General features: G+C 42.0%; 16 protein-coding genes. 5 read left to right on the top strand and 11 right to left on the bottom strand.

Features of this window, described 5'->3' with window-relative positions; translation table 11 throughout:
* Positions 1-16 precede the first annotated feature (16 nt).
* The 3 genes from thrC to fmt form a co-directional block, all read right to left on the bottom strand.
* On the bottom strand, positions 17-1,438 hold the full coding sequence (gene thrC / locus ACI2JM_RS12040; protein ID WP_404644456.1) for a threonine synthase: 1,422 nt from the start codon (positions 1,436-1,438) through the stop codon (positions 17-19).
* Between the two features lie 41 nt (positions 1,439-1,479).
* The gene (locus ACI2JM_RS12035; RefSeq protein WP_404644454.1) at positions 1,480-3,045 is read right to left on the bottom strand and encodes a transcription antitermination factor NusB; all 1,566 of its coding nucleotides are present in this window, start codon (positions 3,043-3,045) and stop codon (positions 1,480-1,482) included.
* A gap of 119 nt (positions 3,046-3,164) precedes the next feature.
* On the bottom strand, positions 3,165-4,217 hold the full coding sequence (gene fmt, locus ACI2JM_RS12030) for a methionyl-tRNA formyltransferase (protein WP_404644551.1): 1,053 nt from the start codon (positions 4,215-4,217) through the stop codon (positions 3,165-3,167).
* 349 nt (positions 4,218-4,566) lie between these two features.
* Here fmt and ACI2JM_RS12025 point away from each other — a divergent pair, with 349 nt between their 5' ends.
* Positions 4,567-7,398, top strand: coding sequence for a response regulator (locus ACI2JM_RS12025; protein ID WP_404644452.1), 2,832 nt, complete (start codon positions 4,567-4,569; stop codon positions 7,396-7,398).
* Between the two features lie 51 nt (positions 7,399-7,449).
* Here ACI2JM_RS12025 and ACI2JM_RS12020 read toward each other — a convergent pair whose 3' ends face one another.
* The 8 genes from ACI2JM_RS12020 to rpmH form a co-directional block, all read right to left on the bottom strand.
* Positions 7,450-8,124 carry a riboflavin synthase gene (locus tag ACI2JM_RS12020; protein WP_404644450.1) on the bottom strand — a complete coding sequence of 225 codons (675 nt, stop codon included), beginning with the start codon at positions 8,122-8,124 and terminating at the stop codon, positions 7,450-7,452.
* A gap of 420 nt (positions 8,125-8,544) precedes the next feature.
* Positions 8,545-9,600: a bifunctional diaminohydroxyphosphoribosylaminopyrimidine deaminase/5-amino-6-(5-phosphoribosylamino)uracil reductase RibD gene (gene ribD / locus ACI2JM_RS12015; protein ID WP_404644448.1), complete on the bottom strand. Its 1,056-nt coding sequence runs from the start codon at positions 9,598-9,600 to the stop codon at positions 8,545-8,547.
* Positions 9,601-9,694: 94 nt separating this feature from the next.
* Positions 9,695-10,153, bottom strand: a complete 459-nt coding sequence (gene nrdR, locus ACI2JM_RS12010; protein ID WP_045453932.1) for a transcriptional regulator NrdR — start codon at positions 10,151-10,153, stop codon at positions 9,695-9,697.
* A gap of 135 nt (positions 10,154-10,288) precedes the next feature.
* Complete coding sequence (gene mnmE, locus ACI2JM_RS12005) at positions 10,289-11,734, bottom strand: tRNA uridine-5-carboxymethylaminomethyl(34) synthesis GTPase MnmE (protein ID WP_404644446.1); 1,446 nt, start codon at positions 11,732-11,734, stop codon at positions 10,289-10,291.
* Positions 11,735-11,926: 192 nt separating this feature from the next.
* Positions 11,927-13,624: a membrane protein insertase YidC gene (yidC, locus tag ACI2JM_RS12000; RefSeq protein ID WP_055125623.1), complete on the bottom strand. Its 1,698-nt coding sequence runs from the start codon at positions 13,622-13,624 to the stop codon at positions 11,927-11,929.
* A 211-nt stretch (positions 13,625-13,835) separates the two neighbouring features.
* On the bottom strand, positions 13,836-14,213 hold the full coding sequence (yidD, locus tag ACI2JM_RS11995; RefSeq protein ID WP_404644444.1) for a membrane protein insertion efficiency factor YidD: 378 nt from the start codon (positions 14,211-14,213) through the stop codon (positions 13,836-13,838).
* A gap of 1 nt (position 14,214) precedes the next feature.
* Positions 14,215-14,586: a ribonuclease P protein component gene (rnpA, locus tag ACI2JM_RS11990; RefSeq protein WP_201602774.1), complete on the bottom strand. Its 372-nt coding sequence runs from the start codon at positions 14,584-14,586 to the stop codon at positions 14,215-14,217.
* 200 nt (positions 14,587-14,786) lie between these two features.
* A complete protein-coding gene (gene rpmH / locus ACI2JM_RS11985) occupies positions 14,787-14,921 on the bottom strand; it encodes a 50S ribosomal protein L34 (RefSeq protein ID WP_007394757.1) in 135 nt (44 codons plus the stop codon).
* A 623-nt stretch (positions 14,922-15,544) separates the two neighbouring features.
* Between rpmH and dnaA the strand changes: the two genes are divergently transcribed.
* The 4 genes from dnaA (at position 15,545) to gyrB (ending at position 22,802) form a co-directional block, all read left to right on the top strand.
* A complete protein-coding gene (dnaA, locus tag ACI2JM_RS11980; protein WP_109592278.1) occupies positions 15,545-16,990 on the top strand; it encodes a chromosomal replication initiator protein DnaA in 1,446 nt (481 codons plus the stop codon).
* A gap of 161 nt (positions 16,991-17,151) precedes the next feature.
* A complete protein-coding gene (gene dnaN, locus ACI2JM_RS11975; RefSeq protein ID WP_404644441.1) occupies positions 17,152-18,327 on the top strand; it encodes a DNA polymerase III subunit beta in 1,176 nt (391 codons plus the stop codon).
* 138 nt (positions 18,328-18,465) lie between these two features.
* The gene (gene recF / locus ACI2JM_RS11970) at positions 18,466-19,671 is read left to right on the top strand and encodes a DNA replication/repair protein RecF (RefSeq protein ID WP_404644439.1); all 1,206 of its coding nucleotides are present in this window, start codon (positions 18,466-18,468) and stop codon (positions 19,669-19,671) included.
* A gap of 515 nt (positions 19,672-20,186) precedes the next feature.
* Positions 20,187-22,802 (top strand): DNA topoisomerase (ATP-hydrolyzing) subunit B, encoded by a 2,616-nt coding sequence (gene gyrB, locus ACI2JM_RS11965; RefSeq protein ID WP_404644437.1) that lies wholly within the window; start codon positions 20,187-20,189, stop codon positions 22,800-22,802.
* Position 22,803: the final 1 nt, after the last annotated feature.

Genomic DNA, 22,803 nt, shown 5'->3' with positions numbered 1-22,803 from the left:
TAAAATCAACTCTGATTTATGCTGGATTTGGTATCACATGTTGACGAATTTGCTCAGCGACCAGCTCAGCGTTGTTATCAAGCACCACCACATGCTGCGGTAACGCTTCTAAGCCTTCGGTATGGACTGGGCGTGCGATTTCTATCGGTCCAATAGCTTCGATGATCGTATCGGCAAATTTCACTGGCAGTGCGGTTTCGGCACAAACAATCACCTCACCTTCGCGCTGTAATTCTTTGGCAACCTTGATGCCATCAGCAGTGTGCGGATCAACCAGCTCTCCATGCTGCTCATACAGCGCTTTAATGGTTTGTAGGCGGTCGCTATGGGTAGATTTGCCCGCAGCAAAACCGTAGCGAGTGTTGACCGCCTCCATCAGCTCAGACAAATCAAAACCTTGACCAGATTTCACCCCTTCAAATAACTCATGAACACGCGCGCTGTCTTTATCTAATAAGAGATAAACAAAACGCTCAAAGTTAGAGGCTTTAGAGATATCCATTGAAGGACTTGAAGTAATATAGGTTTTGGCAGTCGGACGCGGCTGGTAAGCACCTTGATTAAAGAAGTCGTTGAGTACATCGTTTTCGTTGGTTGCGACGATTAAACGCTCAATTGGTAAGCCCATTTCACGTGCGATATGACCGGCACAAATATTGCCAAAGTTGCCTGATGGCACGCTAAAGCTGACTTTTTCGTCGTTGCTTGTAGTGACCGCAAAATAGGCTTTAAAGTAATAAACAATCTGCGCTAGGATTCGACCCCAGTTGATAGAGTTTACTGTCCCTAGATTATAAGCCGCTTTGAACTCAGCATCTTGCTGTAGCGCTTTAACGATGTCTTGGCAATCATCAAACATGCCGTCGATGGCGATATTATGGATGTTATCATCGGTCAGACTGTACATTTGCGCGCGCTGGAATTCACTCATTTTGCCGTGCGGTGACAGCATAAAGACTTCAATATTTTCTTTGCCACGCAGTGCATATTCTGCCGCACTACCTGTATCACCACTGGTGGCACCAATGATGGTAATACGTGCGTCTTTTCTTTTAAGCACATATTCAAAAGCATTACCCAAAAACTGCATGGCAACATCTTTAAATGCCAATGTCGGACCGTTCGACAAGCCTAAAATATACAAATCATCTTCAAGTTTGCGGACAGGAACAATCTCATCAGAGCCAAATACCTCAGCAGTGTAAGTGCGCTCAATGATATCTTGCAAATCGGCCGCAGGAATATCAGTCGCAAAGCGCTGCATAATCGCCATCGCAAGCTGTGGATAGCTCAGTGCGCGCCATTCCGTAAGCGTCGCACTATCAATATTCGGATAGTGCTCAGGCAACATCAAACCACCGTCTGGTGCAAGACCCATTAATAGTACATCACTAAAATCCATTGGCGCTGTCTGACCACGGGTACTGATATATTTCATTAGATTGTCCTGTCTACAATGAGATTATTAGTTAAAACAGTTTATTCAGCAGTTTTTTGCAGCAAGGCATAATAAAAGCCATCGCCGCTCTCGCTATCTATTGGTAAGCACTGACGACCGATTGCTTGTTCGATACCCCAATTGCAATCGTCGCTAAATTCAACGGCTACTACATTATTATAGTGAGTCATGAAATCTTGCATCTGCTCGACGTTCTCTTGCTTTAGGATAGAGCAAGTGACATACAACAGATAACCGCCAACTTTAAGTTGTGGCCATAGATTGTGCAAGATATCCGCTTGTAAGAGTGCCGTTTGCTCAACGTCTTCTTCAGTACGCAAAATACTGATGTCAGGATGGCGACGAATCACGCCAGTCGCCGTACAAGGTGAGTCTAATAATATAGCGTCAAACACGAGCTTGCTCTTTTTCTTACCCGCCCCTTGCCATGTGGTCGCATCAGCACAGACAATATTAAGCTCAATATTTTTCTCAGCTTGCTGCAAGTCGTGCTGACTTAAATTCAAGCGCTGTAAATTATCGTAGATACGCTCGATACGCGGCGCTTCATTATCTATCGCAGTCAGCTTCACTTTCGAAACTAGAGAAACAGATTCATCATTTTGTTTCACGTGAAACAAAGAAGACTCATTTGAGCTAATTAATTCTAACCAATGAGCAAGCTTACCACCTGGCGCTGCACAAGCATCTAAAATACGAATCTCATTGTTGCTCGTATCCCTATCGTCTTCTGCATCATCGTTTTTAACACTCAGTTTATTAAGTAGTGCGTTATGAATAAGCGGCGCGGCAAGCTGAGCATGCAGATCTTGTACGCTAGCCGCCCCGTGAGCAAATTGCGGTAAGGCATTGACTGCGGTACTTTGATGTAGTCTAAGACCTTTGGTTACTATACTATTAGATGTGGCTGTATCCGACGAGTTGTCGAGTTGTAAACCACTGGTTAGCTCAACCAAATCTGCTTCAACTTCAAATTCCACCAAGGCTTGCTGATAATCCTCTACCGAGGTAACCGCTGTATTCACGCGTAAAAACATCGGTGCAGGTTGACGTAAACCCTGCATCAGATCGTCATATTGCTCACTCCAATCTTGCTTAAGCTGATAGGCAAGCCAATTCGGTAAGCTGTGTTTTTTATCACATTTCTTGCGGAACTTACTTGGGTTTTTAGCGACTTTACGCAAGATGGCATTGATTAAACCCGTCGCGTGCGCAAATTCGATTTCTTTTGCTGCTTCAACTGTTTCATGAATCGCCGCATGGTCAGCCACTTGCAAATAAAGCAGCTGGGTTAAACCTACTTGAATCGTCGTACGTACTTCTTTTTCATCAATAGAGTTATCAGCCAGACTATCGAGTAGGCGCTCAAGCGCATACCACTGGCGCAACGTGGTAAGCAATAACGCATGAGCAAACCCTTTATCACCATCATGCAAACTGTTCAATAACGGGTCAAGGACGCTTGCAAGCGACTGACCATTTTGAATCGCCAGTAAAGTACGAATGACGCGGACGCGGACGCTACCATTCATGATAAGGTTGCTTGACGGTTTGAGCTTATTGTTTCTTGGCGCAGTGCTTCTCATTAAATTGAATTTCCTTGACGTCTAATAATTAGCGTCTGATAAAAGTTGGAGTGTTTGGTATTAAATAACGAATATAAAAATAAATAAGGTTAAGCTGTATTAAACTGATTTAGGAGCAATTATTTTGAGTCTGCTGTGAACTGGTCACCATCATTCAGTTGGTTGCCATGGCAGATTTGCTCGGCAGTCATTGGTTTACTACCAGCAAACTGTAATTGGGTAATGGCTAAAGTACTGGCTTGCGGTTTTTCGACATCATTATCAATATTACTGTCATGACCACAAGCTACCAATATCGCTTTGCGTCCAACGCTGATGACCGTACCAGCAGGCTGATTGGTTTGCTGCGACGGATTCACAGGTAAGCTGGCTAAAATTTTGACGCGCTGCCCTGCCAAAAAACTATAAGCACCTGGCCATGGCGTCAGTCCACGAATTTGTCGCTCAATTTCAGTAGCGGATTGTGTCCAGTCGATTTCACCTTCAGTTTTGACGAGTTTTTCAGCGTAATTGGCTTGACTGTCATCTTGAGCGATTGCTTGAGCTTGATAATGTGGCAAGTCTTGTAGCACAGTAATAATCGCCGTCGCCCCAAGCTCAGCCATTTTATCATGGAGGCTGGCAGCCGTATCATCAGCCTTAATAGGTGCGCTGACTTTATAAAGCATGTCGCCAGTATCAAGCCCTTTATCCATCTGCATAATGGTAATGCCCGTCTCGCTATCACCCGCCAATAATGCACGGTGAATAGGTGCTGCACCGCGCCAGCGTGGCAGTAGTGAGGCATGAATATTGAGGCAACCATAAGTCGGTGTGGTCAATACCCCAATCGGCAATATCAAGCCATAAGCCGCGACAATCATCACATCTGGCTGATAACTACGCAGAGTCTCACGTGCCGTCAACCCTTCCATGCTAGATTTTTTAAAGGTGAGAGGTTGCTCAACGGCAATATCATGCGCCAATGCGACTTGCTTTACTGCAGAGGCTGATAATTTTTGACCCCGTCCTGCCTTGCGATCAGGTTGCGTATACACAGCGACGATGTCTATATTCAACGCTTCTTGCTGGCTGATAAGCGCCTCAAGACTAACGGCGGCAAACTCAGGAGTGCCAGCAAAAGCAACTCTTAAGCGCTTACTAGATGAGCAATCTTTCGTCGTAGATGGCATGGATAAATCGGAGGCAGAAGCAATTGTAGTCATAAACAGGCATTATATAGGGTTGGTTGACTCATTATAGGTGAGTTTGCGATGTTGTGCCATGGTTGTAATGACGGTAATCGAGCGTTACCAATGATACGGTTTATCTTTATAATAGAAAGCAAGCAGGGCACTCTTATTGATGAGTTTATTTACAAAACAATGCGTGATTGAGCGATATTCCACTGCCATTCGCCATTTTTTTCTAGATAATAGCTGTACAACCGTAAAAGACAAAACGGCTTGAATAAACCAGCTACTGTGCCAAACTGATGACTTACTCACTATGTTTCTTGTGTCGATATAGGACCACGCTTTCATGCAACAGTTTCAGTCCTTACAGCGCTTACTCATATTTTATGCACTGACCTTGCTGGTCATGTTGTCTATCTATTATTTTGCGCTGTTTCACGAGATGAAAAACCAAAGTGAACAGCAAAGTATCGATAATTTCCATACATTGCAGTATGAAGTCACTGAACGTGATGATCTTTTAAACCCTGACATTAAAAGGATTTTAGAAAAACCTATATTTGAAGACATAAGCTATCAGCTGGTTTTTATGATGCCCTCTGGGCAGACTTATATCCATCGCCATACTCAGCCCAATGAGCCTGCTTTTGCTAACGTTACGTTTCCTATTATTAGCTCATCTCCTTCTAATAATGGCAGTCATAGTGCTTACACGCTCAATAATCGCAACTTAACCGGCACCATTAAACTCAAAAGTGGTCATCAGCTTTATATTATATTGCGCCATAAGCCGCTGATCATTGACTGGATATCATATCGCTACTGGTTGCCATTGATGGCAGCGATCATGCTTTTTATTATCGCTTTGCTGTATATGCTCAATCGTCGCACCAATTGGGAACAGCTGCTAGTTTATACTGACAATCTAAGTAGCCACGCAAAAGAAGCCTATAGTCCGCCGCCTTTTTTGCAAAAAAAATCTACGCCTGAGTTTCTGCGTTTAGGCCATGCGCTGAGCCGTGTCAGCTACCAGTTGCATAATGACTATCGCCGCATTAAAACCCTAACACACCGTCTTGAACGTTTAGTTGATCAATCCCCTTTACCGATGCTAATGATCATGCGTCATGGTCAAATCAGCTTTTTCAATAAACGTTTTGAACAAATATTCTTGTCTTTACCGCAAAGCGATAGTAACTATGAAATGACGGATTTTATCGCGGGTAAAGATGAATCTACGCAACGATTGCTGCAAACGTTATCCAACCTACGCGTCACTCGTACCTTAACAGTCTACGGGTTAGAAAATGGACAAGCTTACCAATTGCACGTTACGCCATGGTTTGGTGAACATGGTCAGGTTCACGGCTTTACCGTACTGCTGAATAATGTTAATGAATTTGCCAGTCAAATAGGGCAATTACAGCAACAAAATCAACGACTACAACGCCAAACTGATGAATTTAATACGATTAAATCGACGATGGGTCATGATTTGCGCCTGCCGTTAGAAGCAATGATTGACACGCTAGAACCGATTGATCCTGAGACCTTGACTGCTGCGCAGAATGACATTTTAATATCCTTAATTAAAAGCAGTCAAAGTATGCTCACGACGCTTAATGATGTGCTAGACATCGAGGAGATAACGGTAAGAAAAACCCGCCTAAGCATTGAGCCTGTTGATATTTATAGACTGGGGCAACAGGTCAGTCAGTCATTTATAGAAAGGATAAGGCAGCAAGGACTTGAGCTGCTGTACTTTTTTGTACCTGACGGTCCGCGTTGTATTGATACAGACCATCAGCGCCTACAGCAAATCTTGTACGACTTATTAGATAACGCGGTGAAATTTACCACTTCTGGCTATGTATCACTGACCATCGAAACAGTCAGTAATGCAGAGCTATTAGCAACAAAAAACCGAAGCTTAGTAAATCTTAATAAAGACCTTACACTGATTAAAAATAGTCAAATCAATAAAGACAATCCCAATCATGCCTCACACGACTGGATTCGTTTTAGCATAAAAGACAGCGGTATGGGCATCGATATAGCGAAGCAACATCAACTGTTGGTTCAGCTTAATAAAAGCAGCAATCAAAACACCCATCGAAACGTTAATTACATGCAAAATAACACGACTGGGCAAGGCCTAGGGTTAAATAACGTCAATAGTTTTGCGCGATTATTGGGTGGTTTTATTGAAATAAAAAGCACGATGACTGAAGGCAGCAGTCTGAATCTTTATCTGCCTTGCAGACGTCCAAACTATCAGCCTATTTATCATCATAGTCAGCATTTGACTCATATCCATCTAATAGCAGTGATTAAACAACCACTACGTGCCAAACATCTGCGCGATTTTTGTGCATATTTATCGATGCCAGCTACTATCTACACTTCTATAGATAAATCAGACCTACAACAATTAATCGAAAAATTGGCACAAGACAAGCAAAGACTCGCCCCTATCTTGCTATTAGATTATGAATATTATGAAACCCTGTCTATTGCTTCCGCTGATCAGGCAATAGGGAATAATGATAGACAACAAGCATTAAATACCCTACTCGATAATCCGTCGCTACCAAAGATACTACTTAGTATGAAACCTGAGCGCCGTATTCCCTCTATATTATTAGATAAATATGAAGGATTTTTGAGCAAGCCATTAGATGCGACTTTATTGCTCTCTGAATTACTGCGCTTAACCTTACCAGCGAGACAGAAGCTGGTTCAAGCCATAGAGATAAAAGAAGAGAATAAGCAGCTAGCAAACGAAGCAGATAAAGCGGCCAACGAGAATGTATTGCCACTTATCTTGGTAGTAGAAGACAGTCCAACCAATCAGAAAATAACGTGCAAGATATTGAGTAAACTTGGTTATCGTAGTGTGGTCGCAGAAGATGGTCAGCAAGCGTTAGATATGCTACAACAACAGCGTCAAGATATCTCACTCATTTTGATGGACTGTCGCATGCCTGTCATGGATGGGCTACAGGCTACCCAAGCGATTCGTGCGCAAGGCGATAAAATTGCGATTGTGGCGCTGACTGCAAACAACACCAAAGAAGATCGCGACGCTTGTATAGAAGTAGGAATGGATGAGTTTTTAGCCAAACCGATCAATAAAAAAGAGCTAGAGTCGGTTTTACAGAGCTTCATAAAATCATGACAATCTGTAAAACCTACTTTTTAGGTTTAAACCAATTACTTCATAAATCAGCTATTTCATAAAACCATTATCTGCTAAAAATGCTTCTGTAATTTGGCTTTGCGGACTTGGCGTATTCATACCACTGGTTTGCGACTTATTTAACAAACGTTCTAAATAGCGCGCGACGATATCCACTTCGATATTGACTTTATTTCCAACCAGCCAATGCTTAGCGATATTGGTCACTTGTGCGGTATGTGGAATGATATTTAAAGAGACAATATTGTCTCGTACAAGGTTGGTCGTCAGACTAATACCATCAACCGTGATGGAGCCTTTGGTCGCTGTATAGTGCGCCAGATCTTGTGGTATCTCAATTTCGATATAGATAGAGCGCGCATCTTGTTGCAGCTTACTGACCACGCCGACGCCATCGACGTGACCCGCGACGATATGACCACCAAAACGTGTGGTTGGTAGCATCGCTTTCTCTAAATTCACCGTGTGACCAGCTTTCAAGGTTTCTAATGCGGTACGAGCAATAGTTTCACGTGAAACATCGACCGAGTAATGATTACTACCTAGGTCTACGACGGTTAAGCAGATACCATTGGAGGCAATAGAATCTCCTAGCTTCACATCACTAAAGTCTAAACCATCAGATTCTATCGTCAAACGTATATCACCGCCCGTAGGCTGCATGGACTTAACCTTTCCAACACTCTCTATAATTCCAGTAAACATATCGACCTCATTTCATTATGATGTTGTCTTTATAGACAATATATTTTGATCTATTAATATTGTGCTAGCATTTGTCTAAGCCAGTTTTTTCAGTGCAACTTGAGCTTAATTGAGCCTATGATGGGATAGATTGTGGATAAGTACTGACAAATCAACTCATAACGTATTAAAACACGCATTTCCGTTAAGTTATCCACAGAAAACAAGATGTTGGCTAATATCAATAAAGATTAGAAATAAAACCTAAGTTACTGATTACAAATGATTAATATCAATTTTTTATAAAAAACCTAGTTTTCTGTTTCATGTGAAACAAAGTTATGCACAGTTTCATGTGGAACCTTGTACGACACTGGCTGCTTATCCACACTTAGCAAGTATTTAGCACAAACTGTGGATAAGCTGTTTATGAATAACCAGTTATAGCGGTAATAAAGTCAATTTAAGGTCAGGACTTAATGTTTCATGGCTATAAATATTAAAACGCAACTGCTGAGCTAGAGACAATGGGTTAAAATCGACCATCGGTCTTGCTTGCGCGCCTAACAAACAAGGCGCCTGATAGACAATCAACTCATCTACCAATTGTTGGCTTAAGAAACTACCAGCAACACTAGCACCGGCCTCTACCAACACGTCATAACATTGATGATCACTGACTAATTTTTTTAGTAATTCAGTCAAATTATCTTCGCGCCAATAAATCGTATCCGGTCGACGGCATAACTGATAGTCAGACTGTAAGCTGTGTTCTAAGCGCTGACGCCTATCGAGTACGACAACCTTAGGAGCAGGAACTTGTTCAGGTGGCACAGCTAATTGGTTAGAACGTACATTAAGCTGTGGATTATCCGCGATAACCGTCTCACTACCAGTAATAATCGCGCCACTTTGAGCACGTAGCTTCTGCACATCTTCGCGGGCAGCCGCTGAGGTAATCCATTTCGACTCCCCAGATGCCATTGCGGTACGACCGTCAAGGCTGGTGGCAATTTTCAGCCGTACATAAGGCATCTGGGTGCGCATTGCCTTTAAAAATCCACGATTTAAAGCTTCTGCTTGCTCGGTTAATATACCGACTGTCACTTGAATCCCAGCCTGTTCTAACAGTTTTACACCACGTCCTGCCACTTGTGGATTGGGATCAAGCCCTGCGATTACGACACGTTTCACACTGGCATCAATAAGGCCCAAAGCACAAGGTGGCGTACGCCCCGTATGACTACAAGGCTCTAAAGTCACATAGGCGGTTGCACCTAAAGCCCTCGCACCCGCTTCTTTTAGCGCAAATACTTCTGCATGAGGCTGACCAGCTTTCGGATGAAACCCTTGACCGACGATCGCTTCTGCTTGCACGATAACACAGCCTACCGCTGGATTAGGTCTGGTGGTATATAAACCCTGTTTGGCTTGTTCGATCGCAAGCATCATAAAGTAGCGGTCTTGCGCATTCTGAGTATGGTTTGAGACTGGCATAAAAGTAGACTTCATTAATGATTACAGAAAATTCTATCTAAGAAAAAAATTGAGCTAAAAAGTAAATAGGTAAGATTCGATTGTATTCATCAATTTACTTATCATTTGGACGAATATTGGCAATCTCTTGATGGAAAGCATCAATATCTTGAAAGTCGCGGTAAACACTAGCAAAGCGCACATAAGCAACATCATCTAACGTCTTAAGCTCACTCATGATAATCTCACCCAACACCTTACTACTGATTTCACGCTCACCCATCTGTCTAACACGCTTCTCAATACGGCTTATCATCGCTTCTTGTTCATCAATGGTGATAGGGCGCTTTTGTAGAGGTAATAAGATAGAACGACGCAGTTTTTCGTTATCATAAGGCTCAATTTTACCGCTTGACTTGATGATTCTTGGCATGACTACTTCTACCATCTCAAAAGTAGTGAAACGCTCTTGGCAGCTATTGCATGAGCGGCGACGACGGACTTGCGCACCTTCTGCCGCCAGACGCGAATCAATAACTTTAGTCTCTGACGCGTTACAATACGGGCAATGCATAGCGTTTCCTTATTTTAATATTAAGCGTAAGAATCACAGTCACTATTTATAAGAGCGAATGATAAGACCAAACTATAAGACCGTAATTTCTGAGAATTAACGAGCTGTATCAGGCAATTCAAAAAAATCGTCTGATTATTTTCCAATACAGAAACTACCAAAGATTTTGCCCAACAAGTCATCCGCACTAAACGCTCCCGTAATCTCACCCAAACTGTTCTGAGCTTGGCGTAAGCTTTCAGCGACTAACTCTCCTGCTTGAAAGACCGTTAACTGCTCATGAGCCTCTGCTAAATAGTTGGCTGTGCGTCTAAGTGCATCTATATGACGTGTACGAGCAATTAGGCTATTTTCTGGCGGATGAAAACCGACCTTAGCACATAACGCTTCGACCAGATTATCGATACCAGCGCCTGTTTCACATGAAACATTAACTTGTTCATAACCACGTTCTTTTATTGCGATTTGCGAGACAGAGGGTATTTGACTGCTATTATCATCTAGTAAGTCACTTAACAAATCACTCTTATTAGCAATAATCAATAAGCGTTTAGCCTCTGGTAATTCACCAAATAATTGTTCTGCAAGCTGTAGCGGCGTACTTTCTTCTTCAAGATCACGAGTCACATCGTAGACCATCAGTAGCATATCAGCCTGCGTAATGGCGGTACGTGCTCGTTCAATCCCAATACGCTCTACCGTGTCTTCTGTGTCGCGCAGACCTGCAGTATCGGTCAAATGCAGCGTCAAACCATTGAGCACGACGGTCTCTTGCAGCGTATCACGCGTCGTACCTGCAATGTCAGTAACGATAGCACGTTCTTGCCCTGCCAGACGATTCAGCAAGCTTGATTTACCTGCATTTGGTCTACCTGCTAAGACCACATGAATACCATCACGTAAAAGCTGACCTTGCTTGGCGGTCGCCAATACTTGCTGTATCTTGTCTTGCGTTTGTTCAAGTTTACTTTGTATGACGCCGTCTGATAAAAAATCCACGTCTTCTTCGTCAGGGAAATCAATTGCCGCTTCAACATGCAAACGCAGATGAATAAGCTGCTCTAATAGCTGATTAATCTTCTTTGAAAACTCACCACTAAGGGAGCGAATGGCACTACTCGCAGCGGCAGCACTGGTCGCATCAATGGCATCAGCGATAGCCTCTGCTTGTACCAAATCCAATTTATCATTATCAAAAGCACGATAAGAGAATTCCCCAGCACCTGCTTGTTTTGCGCCCAGCTCAAATACCCTTGCTAACAGTTGGTTTTGTAGAATCATGCCGCCATGCCCTTGCAGCTCAATCACATCTTCCCCTGTGAACGAATGCGGGCCTTTAAAGTACAGCACTAATCCTTCATCAATGACTGTACCATTATCCTGATAAAAACGACAAAAACTGGCCATGCGTGGCGTAAAAGCAGACTTACCCGTTAGTGTACAGGCAATGTCATAAGCACGCGCACCCGACAGACGTACAACACCAACGCCACCTCTTCCAAGCGGTGTGGCAATAGCAGCAATCGTGGCCAAGCCAGATGCTTTTGGTGGTTCAGATGATTTAGGTACGTTTGACGCCATCTCTAGGGAATCCACAATTACTCTCAATAGCTAAAAACTCCATTATAGACGGCTGGACACAGACTGACAAAGCAAACTTTAAATAGCCATGCTTTGCGCTTATTTTATTTCAAATCAGTGAGCGATAATAGAAATGTCACGCATAAAAAAACCACCGCCGTAGCGATGGTCTTTTATCAATTAATGAGCTACTTAGTCCAATACTTTAACAGTACGACGCTTTTGCTCTTCTTCGACTTTTTTATTGACAATATATTGCTGAGTCATACTGAACAAGTTGTTGACTGTCCAGTATAGTACGAGACCAGCTGGGAAAAATAGCATGAAAGCAGTAAAAATGATTGGTAAGAACTTCATCACTTTCGCTTGCATCGGATCAGCTGGCTGCGGGTTTAGCTGCTGCTGTACAAACATCGAGGCACCCATCAGCAATGGTAAAATAAACCAAGGATCCATCGCCGATAAATCCTGAATCCATAAAATCCAAGGTGCATGACGCAGCTCAACACTCTCAACCAACACCCAATATAACGCTAAGAAGATAGGCATTTGCATCAAAATAGGCAAACAACCTGCCATTGGATTGACTTTTTCTTCTTTATAAATAGCCATCATTTCTTGCGACATCTTCATTCGATCGTCGCCATGCTCTTCTTTAAGTGCGGCTAATCTTGGCGCAATCGCACGCATCTTCGCCATCGAATAGTAGCTCTTATTCGAGAACCACATCAGAGCAATTTTAACTAAAATCGTCAATACAATGATTGACCAACCCCAGTTACCGATGACTTTATGAATACCGTCCAAGATGGCAAATAAAATTTTCGATATTGGCCATAACAACCCATAATCGACTGTTTTATTAAGGCCTACTGCCACATCTTTTAGCTCAGATTGTACTTTAGGACCAGCGTATAACGTGGCATCTAATGTCACTTGTTTATTCGGCGCGACATTGACGGGTTGACTGTTGAAACCGATGAAGTAATCATCGCCTGTTTCACGGCTAAAGAAAGTAGCGGTAAAGTTTTCAGGTATCCATGCTGATACAAAATAATGCTGCACAACACCAACCCAACCTTTATCACTACTAACAGCTAGCTCACCATCATTAAAGTCTTTAAATTTGAGCTTATTATATGGATCATCAGGGGTACCCCAAGCGCCGCCTAAGTAAGTCGCCATACTAAGCGCACCTTTATCAGACATACCTGGATCTTTACTGTCATCACGTTTCAACTGGGCAAATAGTTGACCTTGCCACGGTTGTGTAGAAGCATTTTGTATTTGATAGCTAATATCAATCGGATATTTATTTTCAGTAAAGGTAAATGTCTTAGTAACGGTCACGCCATCTTTTTTATAAGTAAGCGGTACTGACAGCGTCTGTTGCCCTGCTTCCATGACGTAATTATTAGCAGTGTGGCTGTATTTGGCACGACCTTCTGCAGTATCAATACCGTTAGGACCAATAAGACCAGACTGAGCCACATACACGCGATTACTATTATTCTCTAGCAATACGAAAGGCTTATCGCTATCGAGTGTTGCGTCATACTGCTTAAGAGCAGCATAAACAATATCGCCGCCTTCTGGGTTGATCTTTATATCATAGCGATCGGTAGTGACCGTGATTAATCCCGTGTCTTTAGCAGGCGTTGCCGTCACAGCATCATTAGCGACTGTATTGTTATCAACAGGCAACGTCTGTACCGGAATATCACCTGCGGCACCAGTTGTCGAAGGGATGTCAGCACCTACTGAAGTAGTGGTTTCTGACACCGCATCTACAGCTGGCGCATCGGCATAATCATCTCGCCATGCCAAAATCAGCAGATAAGCGGTGATTAACATCGCAATGATGATCATCACCCGAAATATCTTTTGCATAAACCTTTCCTAGATTAAAAAATTAGGGAATGAAAAATTAGGGCATGTGTCATGACCGTACAATTATCATCATATGTGACAACAGTATTGCCAGTCATTTACATAAAATGTGCATCATTTTACTAAAAATCTGCCTTAAATGATACCAAGAGTGTGGATAACTTGTGGGTAACTAAATAGATATCCACAACTTCGCAGTCGATGACGAACGCTATGTTAGTTTCATCATATGGTTTAAGCGAGACACATAGCCTTTATTATCTCTAAAAACATATAAACCTTGAACTTTGATACTAGTAGCTAGTGCGTTAAAAGGTACATATTGATAATGATAAGAAGATAACGGTAGCGGCACAAAATCAATGCCGTGTCCACCCAAAGGATGACAACTGCTGATACGTTTTAATAATAACCAACTGCCTGCTCGGACTCCATGCCATGCCAAAGCTTGTTTACCGTAATTCGAGCACGTAGGGTAATAGCGGCAACGAGCAGGTAATAGTGGACTTATTAACTTTTGATAAAAAATAATAAAATAATAAATAATTCTATAAAGAATATTATTTAAATTAATAAATAAAAAATTCATTTTATTTTTTTTCTATTTTTTTAATAATATTAATTATTTGATTTTTTAATTCTTTATTATCTATATCTTTTATAGATTTTTTAACAATAAAAACAATATCTTTGTTTTCTAAAGAATGAGCCTTTACACGAAAATGCTCACGTATTTGACGCTTGATTAAATTTCGCGCGACAGCCGTAGGAACTTTACGCTTGGTGATAGCCATGCCGACTCGTGGCTTATCATGATCATTGGTACGCACAAATGCCATTAGATGGCTCTGATGAAGCTTACGCTCAGGTGCATCAAAAACCTCACGGAAGGCTGCAGGCGTGAGCAAACGCTGCTCTTTGGTGAAGCGGGCATTAGCTGCCGCTGAAACAGTATTGGACATAGCACAACCTAGTATAAGAGCGAATAACGGTAGCGGAAATAATAGCGCAGAAATAACAACAAAGTACAGAGACAAAAAAAGCGCCGATGTGGGCGCTTTTAATATATGGCTAAGTGTCAGTTGTGGTGATTGACTATCGCAATCTATAAATAATAGAAACACAACAAGCACTATAAGCCATGCTTATCGCAATCTACTGATTATACAGTAAGACGATGACGTCCTTTAGCGCGGCGACGAGCTAAGACCTGACGGCCTTTTTTAGTTGCCATACGAGCACGGAAACCGTGAGTACGTTTACGCTTGATCACGCTTGGTTGGAATGTACGTTTCATAACTCACCTATCAAAATAATGGACTAAATTCGTAATAACGGAGGATTATACCACCGCATAGAATCTTGGTCAATGAACTAATTTAATCTATGTCAATGCAGACAGATATTTTGACAGAGGAAATATCATTTTAAATGATTCATCGTGTGTAAAGTTCATATTCATAACTAAAAAATAACGACTCAGTTAATTAATTCAGTGATGGATTCCTAAAAGTTATCCACAGTTTGTGTCGAAATCTATAATAATTAACTATTAATATATATAAGTATTGTTGTTATTGGGAGCTCGATTATCTGTGGCTAAGTAAGTTTTCCTTTTTATTATCAATGTATTGTACTATGGGTAAACCTGTGGATAACCTGTGGGCTAAATATGGATAACTTACCTTTCAAAGTTATGCACAAAAGTATCCACAGCCTTATCCCCAAAAAACAAGGTTTTATCCACAGGGTATTTGTGTTAGATTAGCCTCTACTTAATATGTGGCTTCGTATAGTTTATCAACGTAACTTCCAATATGGTTTCCAACGGAAATAATTGCGGAAAATATGAAGGGCTACGCAACAGATCACACTGCTAAAATACAAATATTATTTCAAATTATAGGGTTAGTATTTTTCATGATAGACACAGCAAATATTTGGGATAAATGTCTAAATGACCTACGATATAACGTCAAAGACAACGTATTTACTATGTGGTTGAGACCATTGTCAGCTCATCAAGAGGCGCAAACGCTGACTATACTTGCTCCTAATGATTATTTTGTGACTTACATCAAAAAAAATCACTTGCAAGAGATACAGCAGCTGGTTGCTAAGCACAGTCAGGGAAGTATCGAAGAGGTAGTTGTGCGTGTTGATAACGCTGGCCGCGATAACGAAGACAATCGTCAATTGCAATCAGGGTCTTTGTTTGATGAAGATAAACCCTCCCCTACCCCTGCAGACCATAAGTTTGAAACCATTCATCATAACAATGCAAAAGCAGATATTGATGCCAATATGCGTCACGCAGAATTGGTTGATTCAGCTGATGCCAAGTCGTTAAGTTATCTAAACCCTGACTTTACTTTTGAAACTTTTGTCACTGGCAAATCTAACAATCTGGCTTATAAAGCCTGTTATGAGCTTGGTAAGCGCCAGTCAAAAAATCGACACAATCCTTTATTTATATACGGACCTTCTGGTTTGGGAAAAACACATTTAATGCATTCTGTAGCACATCGCTATTTAAAAAATAATCAAAGTTTTTATTATTTCACTTCTGAAAAATTTATTAATCAATTGGTTTATTCATTAAGAAATAATAAAATAGAAGATTTTAAAAAGAAAATTAAAAAAGTTGATTTATTGATTGTAGATGATATTCATGTATTGGCAGGAAAAACCAAAAGTAGTAATGAGTTTTTGACATTATTTGCAGATTTTACCAGTGGTGATAAACAACTGATTTTGGCTTCAGATCGTCATCCTTCGCAAATGACCGAATTTGATGAACGTTTTAGATCGCGATTTTCTTGGGGGCTCACTGTAGCAGTTGATCCGCCTGAGATTGATACTCGTGTGCAAATTTTGCAGAAAAAAGCAGCTTCATATGGTATGACACTGCCTAAAGAATGCGCATTATTCATCGCTCAAAACGTGGTTTCAAATGTTAGGCGTTTAGAAGGTGCTCTAAATCAAGTTTTTGCTAATGCTAATTTGACGGGTGCACAGATTACTCTTGAAATGGTGCAATATGCGCTAAAAGACATCGTCGCGATGCGTGTGCAAGCTGTGAATATGGATAATATTCGCAAAGTGGTTGCTGAGTACTATGACGTGACCATCAAAGAAATGATGGGTCGTAAGCGTACACGCAGTATTGCTAGACCTCGCCAAATTGCGATGGCACTATCACGTGAATTGACCGGTGATAGCTTTCCTGAAATTGGTCAGTCATTCGGTGGGCGCGATCATACAACGGTGATGCATGCTTGCGATAAAGTTAATGAGCTACGAGCAGCGGATCCTGCGTTTGATAAGGATTACAAAACACTGGCATTGATGCTGCAAGCGGGTTAGTAGGTCGCGGTATCACTATGTTTTAGTGGATTGATATGGTTTATAATATTAAAAATACGAGTAGACAGACAGCGAATGGATTATAGTCAATAGACAGGGTATGATTAAGCCATTATTGTTAAGTTTTATAATAAAAATCATTTAAATAAGAGTAACCAAGCATGCAATTATCGATTAATCGAGAGTCGTTACTAAAAGCCATTAATTTGATCGCCAAGGCTGCTGATAAACGGCACAATATGGTTATTTTAGGCAATATCAAGCTACAGCTATCCGAATCAACGCTTATTTTGACGGCTTCTGATTTAGAAGTAGAGCTGACATCGACTTTGAAACTGCCTGCTGGTGCTTGTGTTGAAGCTGGTACCACGACTTTACCTGCAACAAAGTTAAAAGACATCTGTAAATCATTGCCTGCACAAGCTCAAATTAATTTGGCCACTCAAGAAAATGAACGCTGCTTATTAACCAGTGGCAAGAGTCGCTTTACCTTAGGCACATTACCTAGCGAAGATTATCCGAGTTTAGGTAATCCCGAAAATATCACGCCATTGACCATCAGTCGCAATCGTCTTATCGATTTGATTCATAAAACGCAGTTTGCAATGGCGATTCAAGATGTACGCTATTATTTGACTGGCATGTTGTTTGATGTGTCGCAACAGCAGCTGACGACGGTTGCAACCGATGGGCATCGATTGGCTTTGGCGCGCAGCGTTATCGATGTCAGTGCTGATTTAAATATGCAGGCTATTTTGCCCCGTAAAGCTGTCATTGAGCTTGAGCGCTTGGCCTCTGAGCTAGGAAAAATGCTTGGTGAGCAAGACAATCAGGTCACCTTGAGCTTCGGTCGTGAGTTTTTGCAAGTGAGCTTACCCTTTGGTGACATTGATAGTGCGGGGCAGGTCAATCAAAACCTGATGGTTACTTTCACTGCGCGTCTGATTGATGGAAAATTTCCTGATTATCGCCGAGTGATGCCAAGTAATACGGATAAATTGGCTTTATTCAATCAAGAAAAAATGACGGACGTACTGCGCCGTGTCGCAATTTTAAGTAATGAAAAATCTCGCGGTGTGGTGTTTAATTTTGCCAGCGATGGCATGGTAGAAGTTCGTGCTAATAATGCAGAGCAAGATGAAGCGGTGGAGATGATACAGGCGAAGTATCAAGGTGAGCCGATGGAGCTGTCTTTTAATGCGGCTTATTTACAAGATGTGCTTGGTGTGATTCAAGGTGATTTGCAAATGCACATGAGTCAATCAAACGCGTCGGTGCTAGTCAATCAGCTGAATGATGAGTTCCATCAGTATGTCATTATGCCAATGCGTATATAGTGTGTTTTCCTTTAAAAAGACACAGCATTGACCCTCAATAACACATTTCAGAACGCTTTATTTTCAACATCAAAAATTGGTTTTTATTGAACTTTTGCCTGCTAATATAGCAGACGTTAATGGGCGGCTATCGATATTATGATTGAACGTCTACAAATATCACATCTGAGAAATCTCACTCAAGTTAGCTTAGAGCCTGCTGCTTGCAACGTCATTATCGGTGCGAACGGTAGTGGAAAGACTTCGCTTCTCGAAGCCATATTTTTGCTATCCAGAGGCAAGAGCTTTCGCCATCATCAGCCCAAGCGCTATATTCAGCATCACAAAGACAGCACGACTGTATACGCTAGGCTTGATGATAGTAGTACCTTAGCTATCCAAAAACAAGCTGACGCGACCACGGTGCTACGGCTCAATCAAACCACTGTCTATAACCAAAGCATCTTAACTGAGCAGCTACCAACGCTACTGATAGATCCATCGACGATGGATATGTTAGAGCAGGGCAGTGCTAGTCGTCGCCAGCTGTTAGATTGGCTAGTGTTTCACATGAAACAAGGGTTTCATCCGCAATGGCTCGCCTATCAGCGTCTATTAAAACAGCGCAATAGTTTACTAAAAAAGACACGTCATTTGACCCAAGTGCAGCTCGCTGAACTAAAATCGTGGGACAAAGGACTTAGTAATCATGCGGCACTGATTCATCATTATCGTGAACGGATATTCGCAGAATGGCAGCCTTATTTTGCTGAAAGTATCGCGCAGTTATTGCCTGCTTATGCGGAGCAATTGAGCCTTAGCTATAATGCTGGTTATGATACGAATGTTGCGCTAGATATACAGCTTAACGAGCGCTTAGAACAGGATTTGCAACTGGGATATACTCGTATCGGTAATCACCGTGCTGATATTCATGTGCATTGGCGCTCTAATGACTCGGCAGCGTCGAATAACAATTTCTCAGATACAATGCATGAAGCGGACACTAACCTCAAAGTACCTGTTATAAAAGAGCAGGCAGCCAATGTGTTGTCGCGTGGTGAAAAAAAGCTATTAATTACAGCACTGCGTTTATCGCAACTGCCATTACTGCTAAATACTCAAAAGACTAATGATGTATCAAATGATAGTGCTCATGCTCAGGTGACACCAGTGGTATTGCTAGATGATATTACTGCAGAGCTTGATGATAGGGCGATAGATATTCTATTGTCGACGTTAGCGCAGCTGCCATGTCAGGTATTTATGACCAGCTTAACCGATGATATTTTGCCGTTAGTGCATGAATATTGGTCAGAACCTAATATGTTTCATGTGAAACAAGGTCAAATTTTTAGTCCTTAATTATCTCCTTTATATTATCTCCTTTATATTATTTCCTTTCTCCACGGCCTTTCGTATCGATACTTATCTACCTGTCATTTCGCAGTGATATAGGCTATCTTTGCGAGCTGGTTTTATAGGCATAAAACGCTCAGTAAACAGTGACTTAGAGGCAAAAAAATGCTAAAATAGGGCTTTATTTTTGTCCTGTTCTCAGCAAGTTTTTTGATGGTGTTATATAGGTGTTTTCCAATGCCTGTAAATTTCTAAGTATTTGATAAATAGATGTTTTGTTTGCTCTCTTGGTTTTTATAATGTTTAAAAAAAGAAGCCGATGTTAGAAAAAAAAGCGCGGACTTGAAACTCTTTTTAAGTCGCTATCAACACTCAAGAATTTTTAGCTAATCGTGTATTAGCTGGTAATGCTTATCAAAGGTTTTGACTATAAAAATTAAGTCTAAAATAACGTTATGAGGCGTCATCGTAGTGGTGCGCTAATAACAAACGGCTGATTATGGCTAGATTAAGGAATGCACATGAGTGATTCATTACCTAACGACCACGAGCAACTGACGTCAGACAGCATTGCTGAAACTACGGCACCAGCGGTGGTTCCTGAAAGTTTACCTTCTGATTATAGCTCCAAAGATATTCGTGTATTGCGCGGGTTAGAAGCGGTACGCGTACGCCCTGGTATGTACATCGGTGATACGGATGATGGTACAGGCTTACATCATATGGTCTTTGAGGTGGTGGATAACTCTATCGATGAGGCTCTGGCGGGTCATTGTGATCAAATCGATATCATTATCCACGAAGACGAATCTGTGAGCGTTATGGATAATGGTCGCGGCGTGCCTGTCGATATCCATCCAGAAGAAGGTGTATCTGCGGCGCAGGTCATTATGACTGTCTTGCATGCAGGCGGTAAGTTCGATGATAACAGCTATAAAGTATCAGGCGGCTTACATGGTGTTGGTGTCTCGGTCGTTAACGCCCTATCGAAAAAGCTTGAAATGAACATCTGGCGTGAAGGTTATCACTACCATCAAACCTATACCGATGGGGTGCCTGATGCAGACATTCAGCAGATGGAACCAACCGACAAAACTGGTACGCAAATTCGCTTTTATCCAAGTAGCGATGTGTTTACTGGCACCATCTTTGAGTACGATATTTTAGCGAAGCGTTTGCGTGAGCTATCATTTTTGAACTCGGGCGTACGCATTGTTTTAACGGATGAGCGTATTGATAAGCGTCATGAGTTTGAACACAAAGGCGGCTTGTCAGAATTTGTCAGCTATATCAATGCTGGTAAAGATGGCATCAATGAAGTCTTTCATTTTGTGAGTGAGCAAGATGATGGTATCAGTGTCGAAGTGGCGTTACAGTGGACAGATACTTATAACGAAAAAGTGTTTTGTTTCACCAACAATATTCCCCAAAGGGATGGTGGTACGCATCTATCTGGCTTTCGTTCAGCGTTGACGCGTTGTTTGAATACCTATATGGATCGCGAGAATCTCTTTAAAAAAGAGAAGGTCGTTGCTACTGGTGATGATGCGCGTGAAGGTCTAACCGCTATCGTATCCGTTAAAGTTCCAGATCCTAAGTTTTCGAGTCAAACCAAAGATAAACTGGTATCAAGTGAAGTGAAATCTGCTGTCGAATCAGCAATGCATGATAAGTTTAATGATTATCTGCAAGAGAATCCAAGCGCTGGTAAGGCTATTGCTGGCAAAATAATTGATGCCGCTCGTGCTCGTGATGCCGCTCGTAAAGCCCGTGAGATGACGCGTCGTAAAACCACGTTAGATATCGCTGGTCTGCCTGGTAAGTTGGCAGATTGCCAAGAAAAAGATCCGGCATTGTCAGAACTTTACATTGTGGAGGGTGACTCTGCAGGTGGTTCAGCAAAACAAGGTCGTAGCCGCAAAACCCAAGCGATTTTGCCATTGAAAGGTAAAATCCTAAATGTAGAGCGCGCACGCTTTGACAAAATGCTGTCTTCTGCTGAGGTTGGTAACTTGATTACTGCGCTTGGTTGCGGCATTGGTCCAGACGAATATAATCCAGATAAAGTACGTTATCATAAAATCATCATCATGACCGATGCGGACGTTGATGGATCACATATTCGTACCCTGTTGCTGACTTTCTTCTTCCGTCAAACGCCTGAGTTGATCGAACGTGGTTATATTTATATCGCCCAACCACCGCTTTATAAAGTGAAAAAAGGTCGTCAAGAGCTGTACCTAAAAGACGACGAAGCACTCAAAGCGTACTTATTGTCTTCAACGATTGATAATACTAAGCTGCATATCAGTGCGGATGCTCCTGCTATTACTGGTCAAGCGCTAGAAACGCTACTAAATGATTATAACCAAACGCAGCTTATCAAAGCCCGTTTGCAGATTCGTTTCCCAGCGGTGTTATTGGATGCGCTGACGCATACGCCGAAGCTTAGCACTGATATGACTTATGATTTGCCTGCGATGCAAGCTTGGCAAGAGGCGATGCAAGCTCAGCTTGAGCACTTCGGTAGTGACTTGAGTCCGGAGATTGAACTGGTCAATATCCATGCGCCGCAGCCTAAAAATATGGATGCTGCTGCTGCTGATTTATTGGGTATGAAGCCTGTCATTGAAGTTGAAGGCGCGGAAAATGTTGACGCTGAAGCTCCAGTAGCAAAAGCACAGTGGCTACCGCGTATTACGGTGTATGTGCACCAGTTAGCTCATCATTATCTGCTAGATGCTAGCTTTATCAATTCCGGCGAGTACAGCAAGTTGCTGCGTTTGTCTGCTGAATGGAATACCTTGCTTGCAGAAGATGCCTTTATCCGCCGTGAAGCAACGACTGGTACGACCAAAGATATCCCTGTACGCGACTTTGATTACCTCTGGCAGCAGATGATGCTTGATGCGCGTCGTGGTCTAGCAATTCAGCGCTATAAAGGGCTGGGTGAAATGAACGCAGATCAGCTCTGGGATACCACGATGGATCCTGAAAACCGTCGTATGTTACGTGTGACGATTGAAGACGCGATTGCGGCGGATCATATGTTTACCTGCTTGATGGGTGATCATGTTGAACCGCGTCGTATCTTTATCGAAGAGAATGCGTTAACAGTCTCTAACCTAGATATTTAAA

The organism is Psychrobacter sp. NPDC064578 (assembly GCF_044901245.1).
Classification (GTDB): domain Bacteria; phylum Pseudomonadota; class Gammaproteobacteria; order Pseudomonadales; family Moraxellaceae; genus Psychrobacter; species Psychrobacter cibarius_C.
This window is presented reverse-complemented; position numbering and strand designations above follow the sequence as displayed.

Excerpts from the sequence above, each read along its gene's own strand:
- thrC (WP_404644456.1), bottom strand. The coding sequence starts at position 1,438 with ATGAAATATATCAGTACCCGTGGTCAGACAGCGCCAATGGATTTTAGT.
- ACI2JM_RS12035 (WP_404644454.1), bottom strand. The coding sequence starts at position 3,045 with ATGAGAAGCACTGCGCCAAGAAACAATAAGCTCAAACCGTCAAGCAAC.
- fmt (WP_404644551.1), bottom strand. The coding sequence starts at position 4,217 with ATGCCATCTACGACGAAAGATTGCTCATCTAGTAAGCGCTTAAGAGTT.
- ACI2JM_RS12025 (WP_404644452.1), top strand. The coding sequence starts at position 4,567 with ATGCAACAGTTTCAGTCCTTACAGCGCTTACTCATATTTTATGCACTG.
- ACI2JM_RS12020 (WP_404644450.1), bottom strand. The coding sequence starts at position 8,124 with ATGTTTACTGGAATTATAGAGAGTGTTGGAAAGGTTAAGTCCATGCAG.
- ribD (WP_404644448.1), bottom strand. The coding sequence starts at position 9,600 with ATGCCAGTCTCAAACCATACTCAGAATGCGCAAGACCGCTACTTTATG.
- nrdR (WP_045453932.1), bottom strand. The coding sequence starts at position 10,153 with ATGCATTGCCCGTATTGTAACGCGTCAGAGACTAAAGTTATTGATTCG.
- mnmE (WP_404644446.1), bottom strand. The coding sequence starts at position 11,734 with ATGGCGTCAAACGTACCTAAATCATCTGAACCACCAAAAGCATCTGGC.
- yidC (WP_055125623.1), bottom strand. The coding sequence starts at position 13,624 with ATGCAAAAGATATTTCGGGTGATGATCATCATTGCGATGTTAATCACC.
- yidD (WP_404644444.1), bottom strand. The coding sequence starts at position 14,213 with ATGAATTTTTTATTTATTAATTTAAATAATATTCTTTATAGAATTATT.
- rnpA (WP_201602774.1), bottom strand. The coding sequence starts at position 14,586 with ATGTCCAATACTGTTTCAGCGGCAGCTAATGCCCGCTTCACCAAAGAG.
- rpmH (WP_007394757.1), bottom strand. The coding sequence starts at position 14,921 with ATGAAACGTACATTCCAACCAAGCGTGATCAAGCGTAAACGTACTCAC.
- dnaA (WP_109592278.1), top strand. The coding sequence starts at position 15,545 with ATGATAGACACAGCAAATATTTGGGATAAATGTCTAAATGACCTACGA.
- dnaN (WP_404644441.1), top strand. The coding sequence starts at position 17,152 with ATGCAATTATCGATTAATCGAGAGTCGTTACTAAAAGCCATTAATTTG.
- recF (WP_404644439.1), top strand. The coding sequence starts at position 18,466 with ATGATTGAACGTCTACAAATATCACATCTGAGAAATCTCACTCAAGTT.
- gyrB (WP_404644437.1), top strand. The coding sequence starts at position 20,187 with ATGAGTGATTCATTACCTAACGACCACGAGCAACTGACGTCAGACAGC.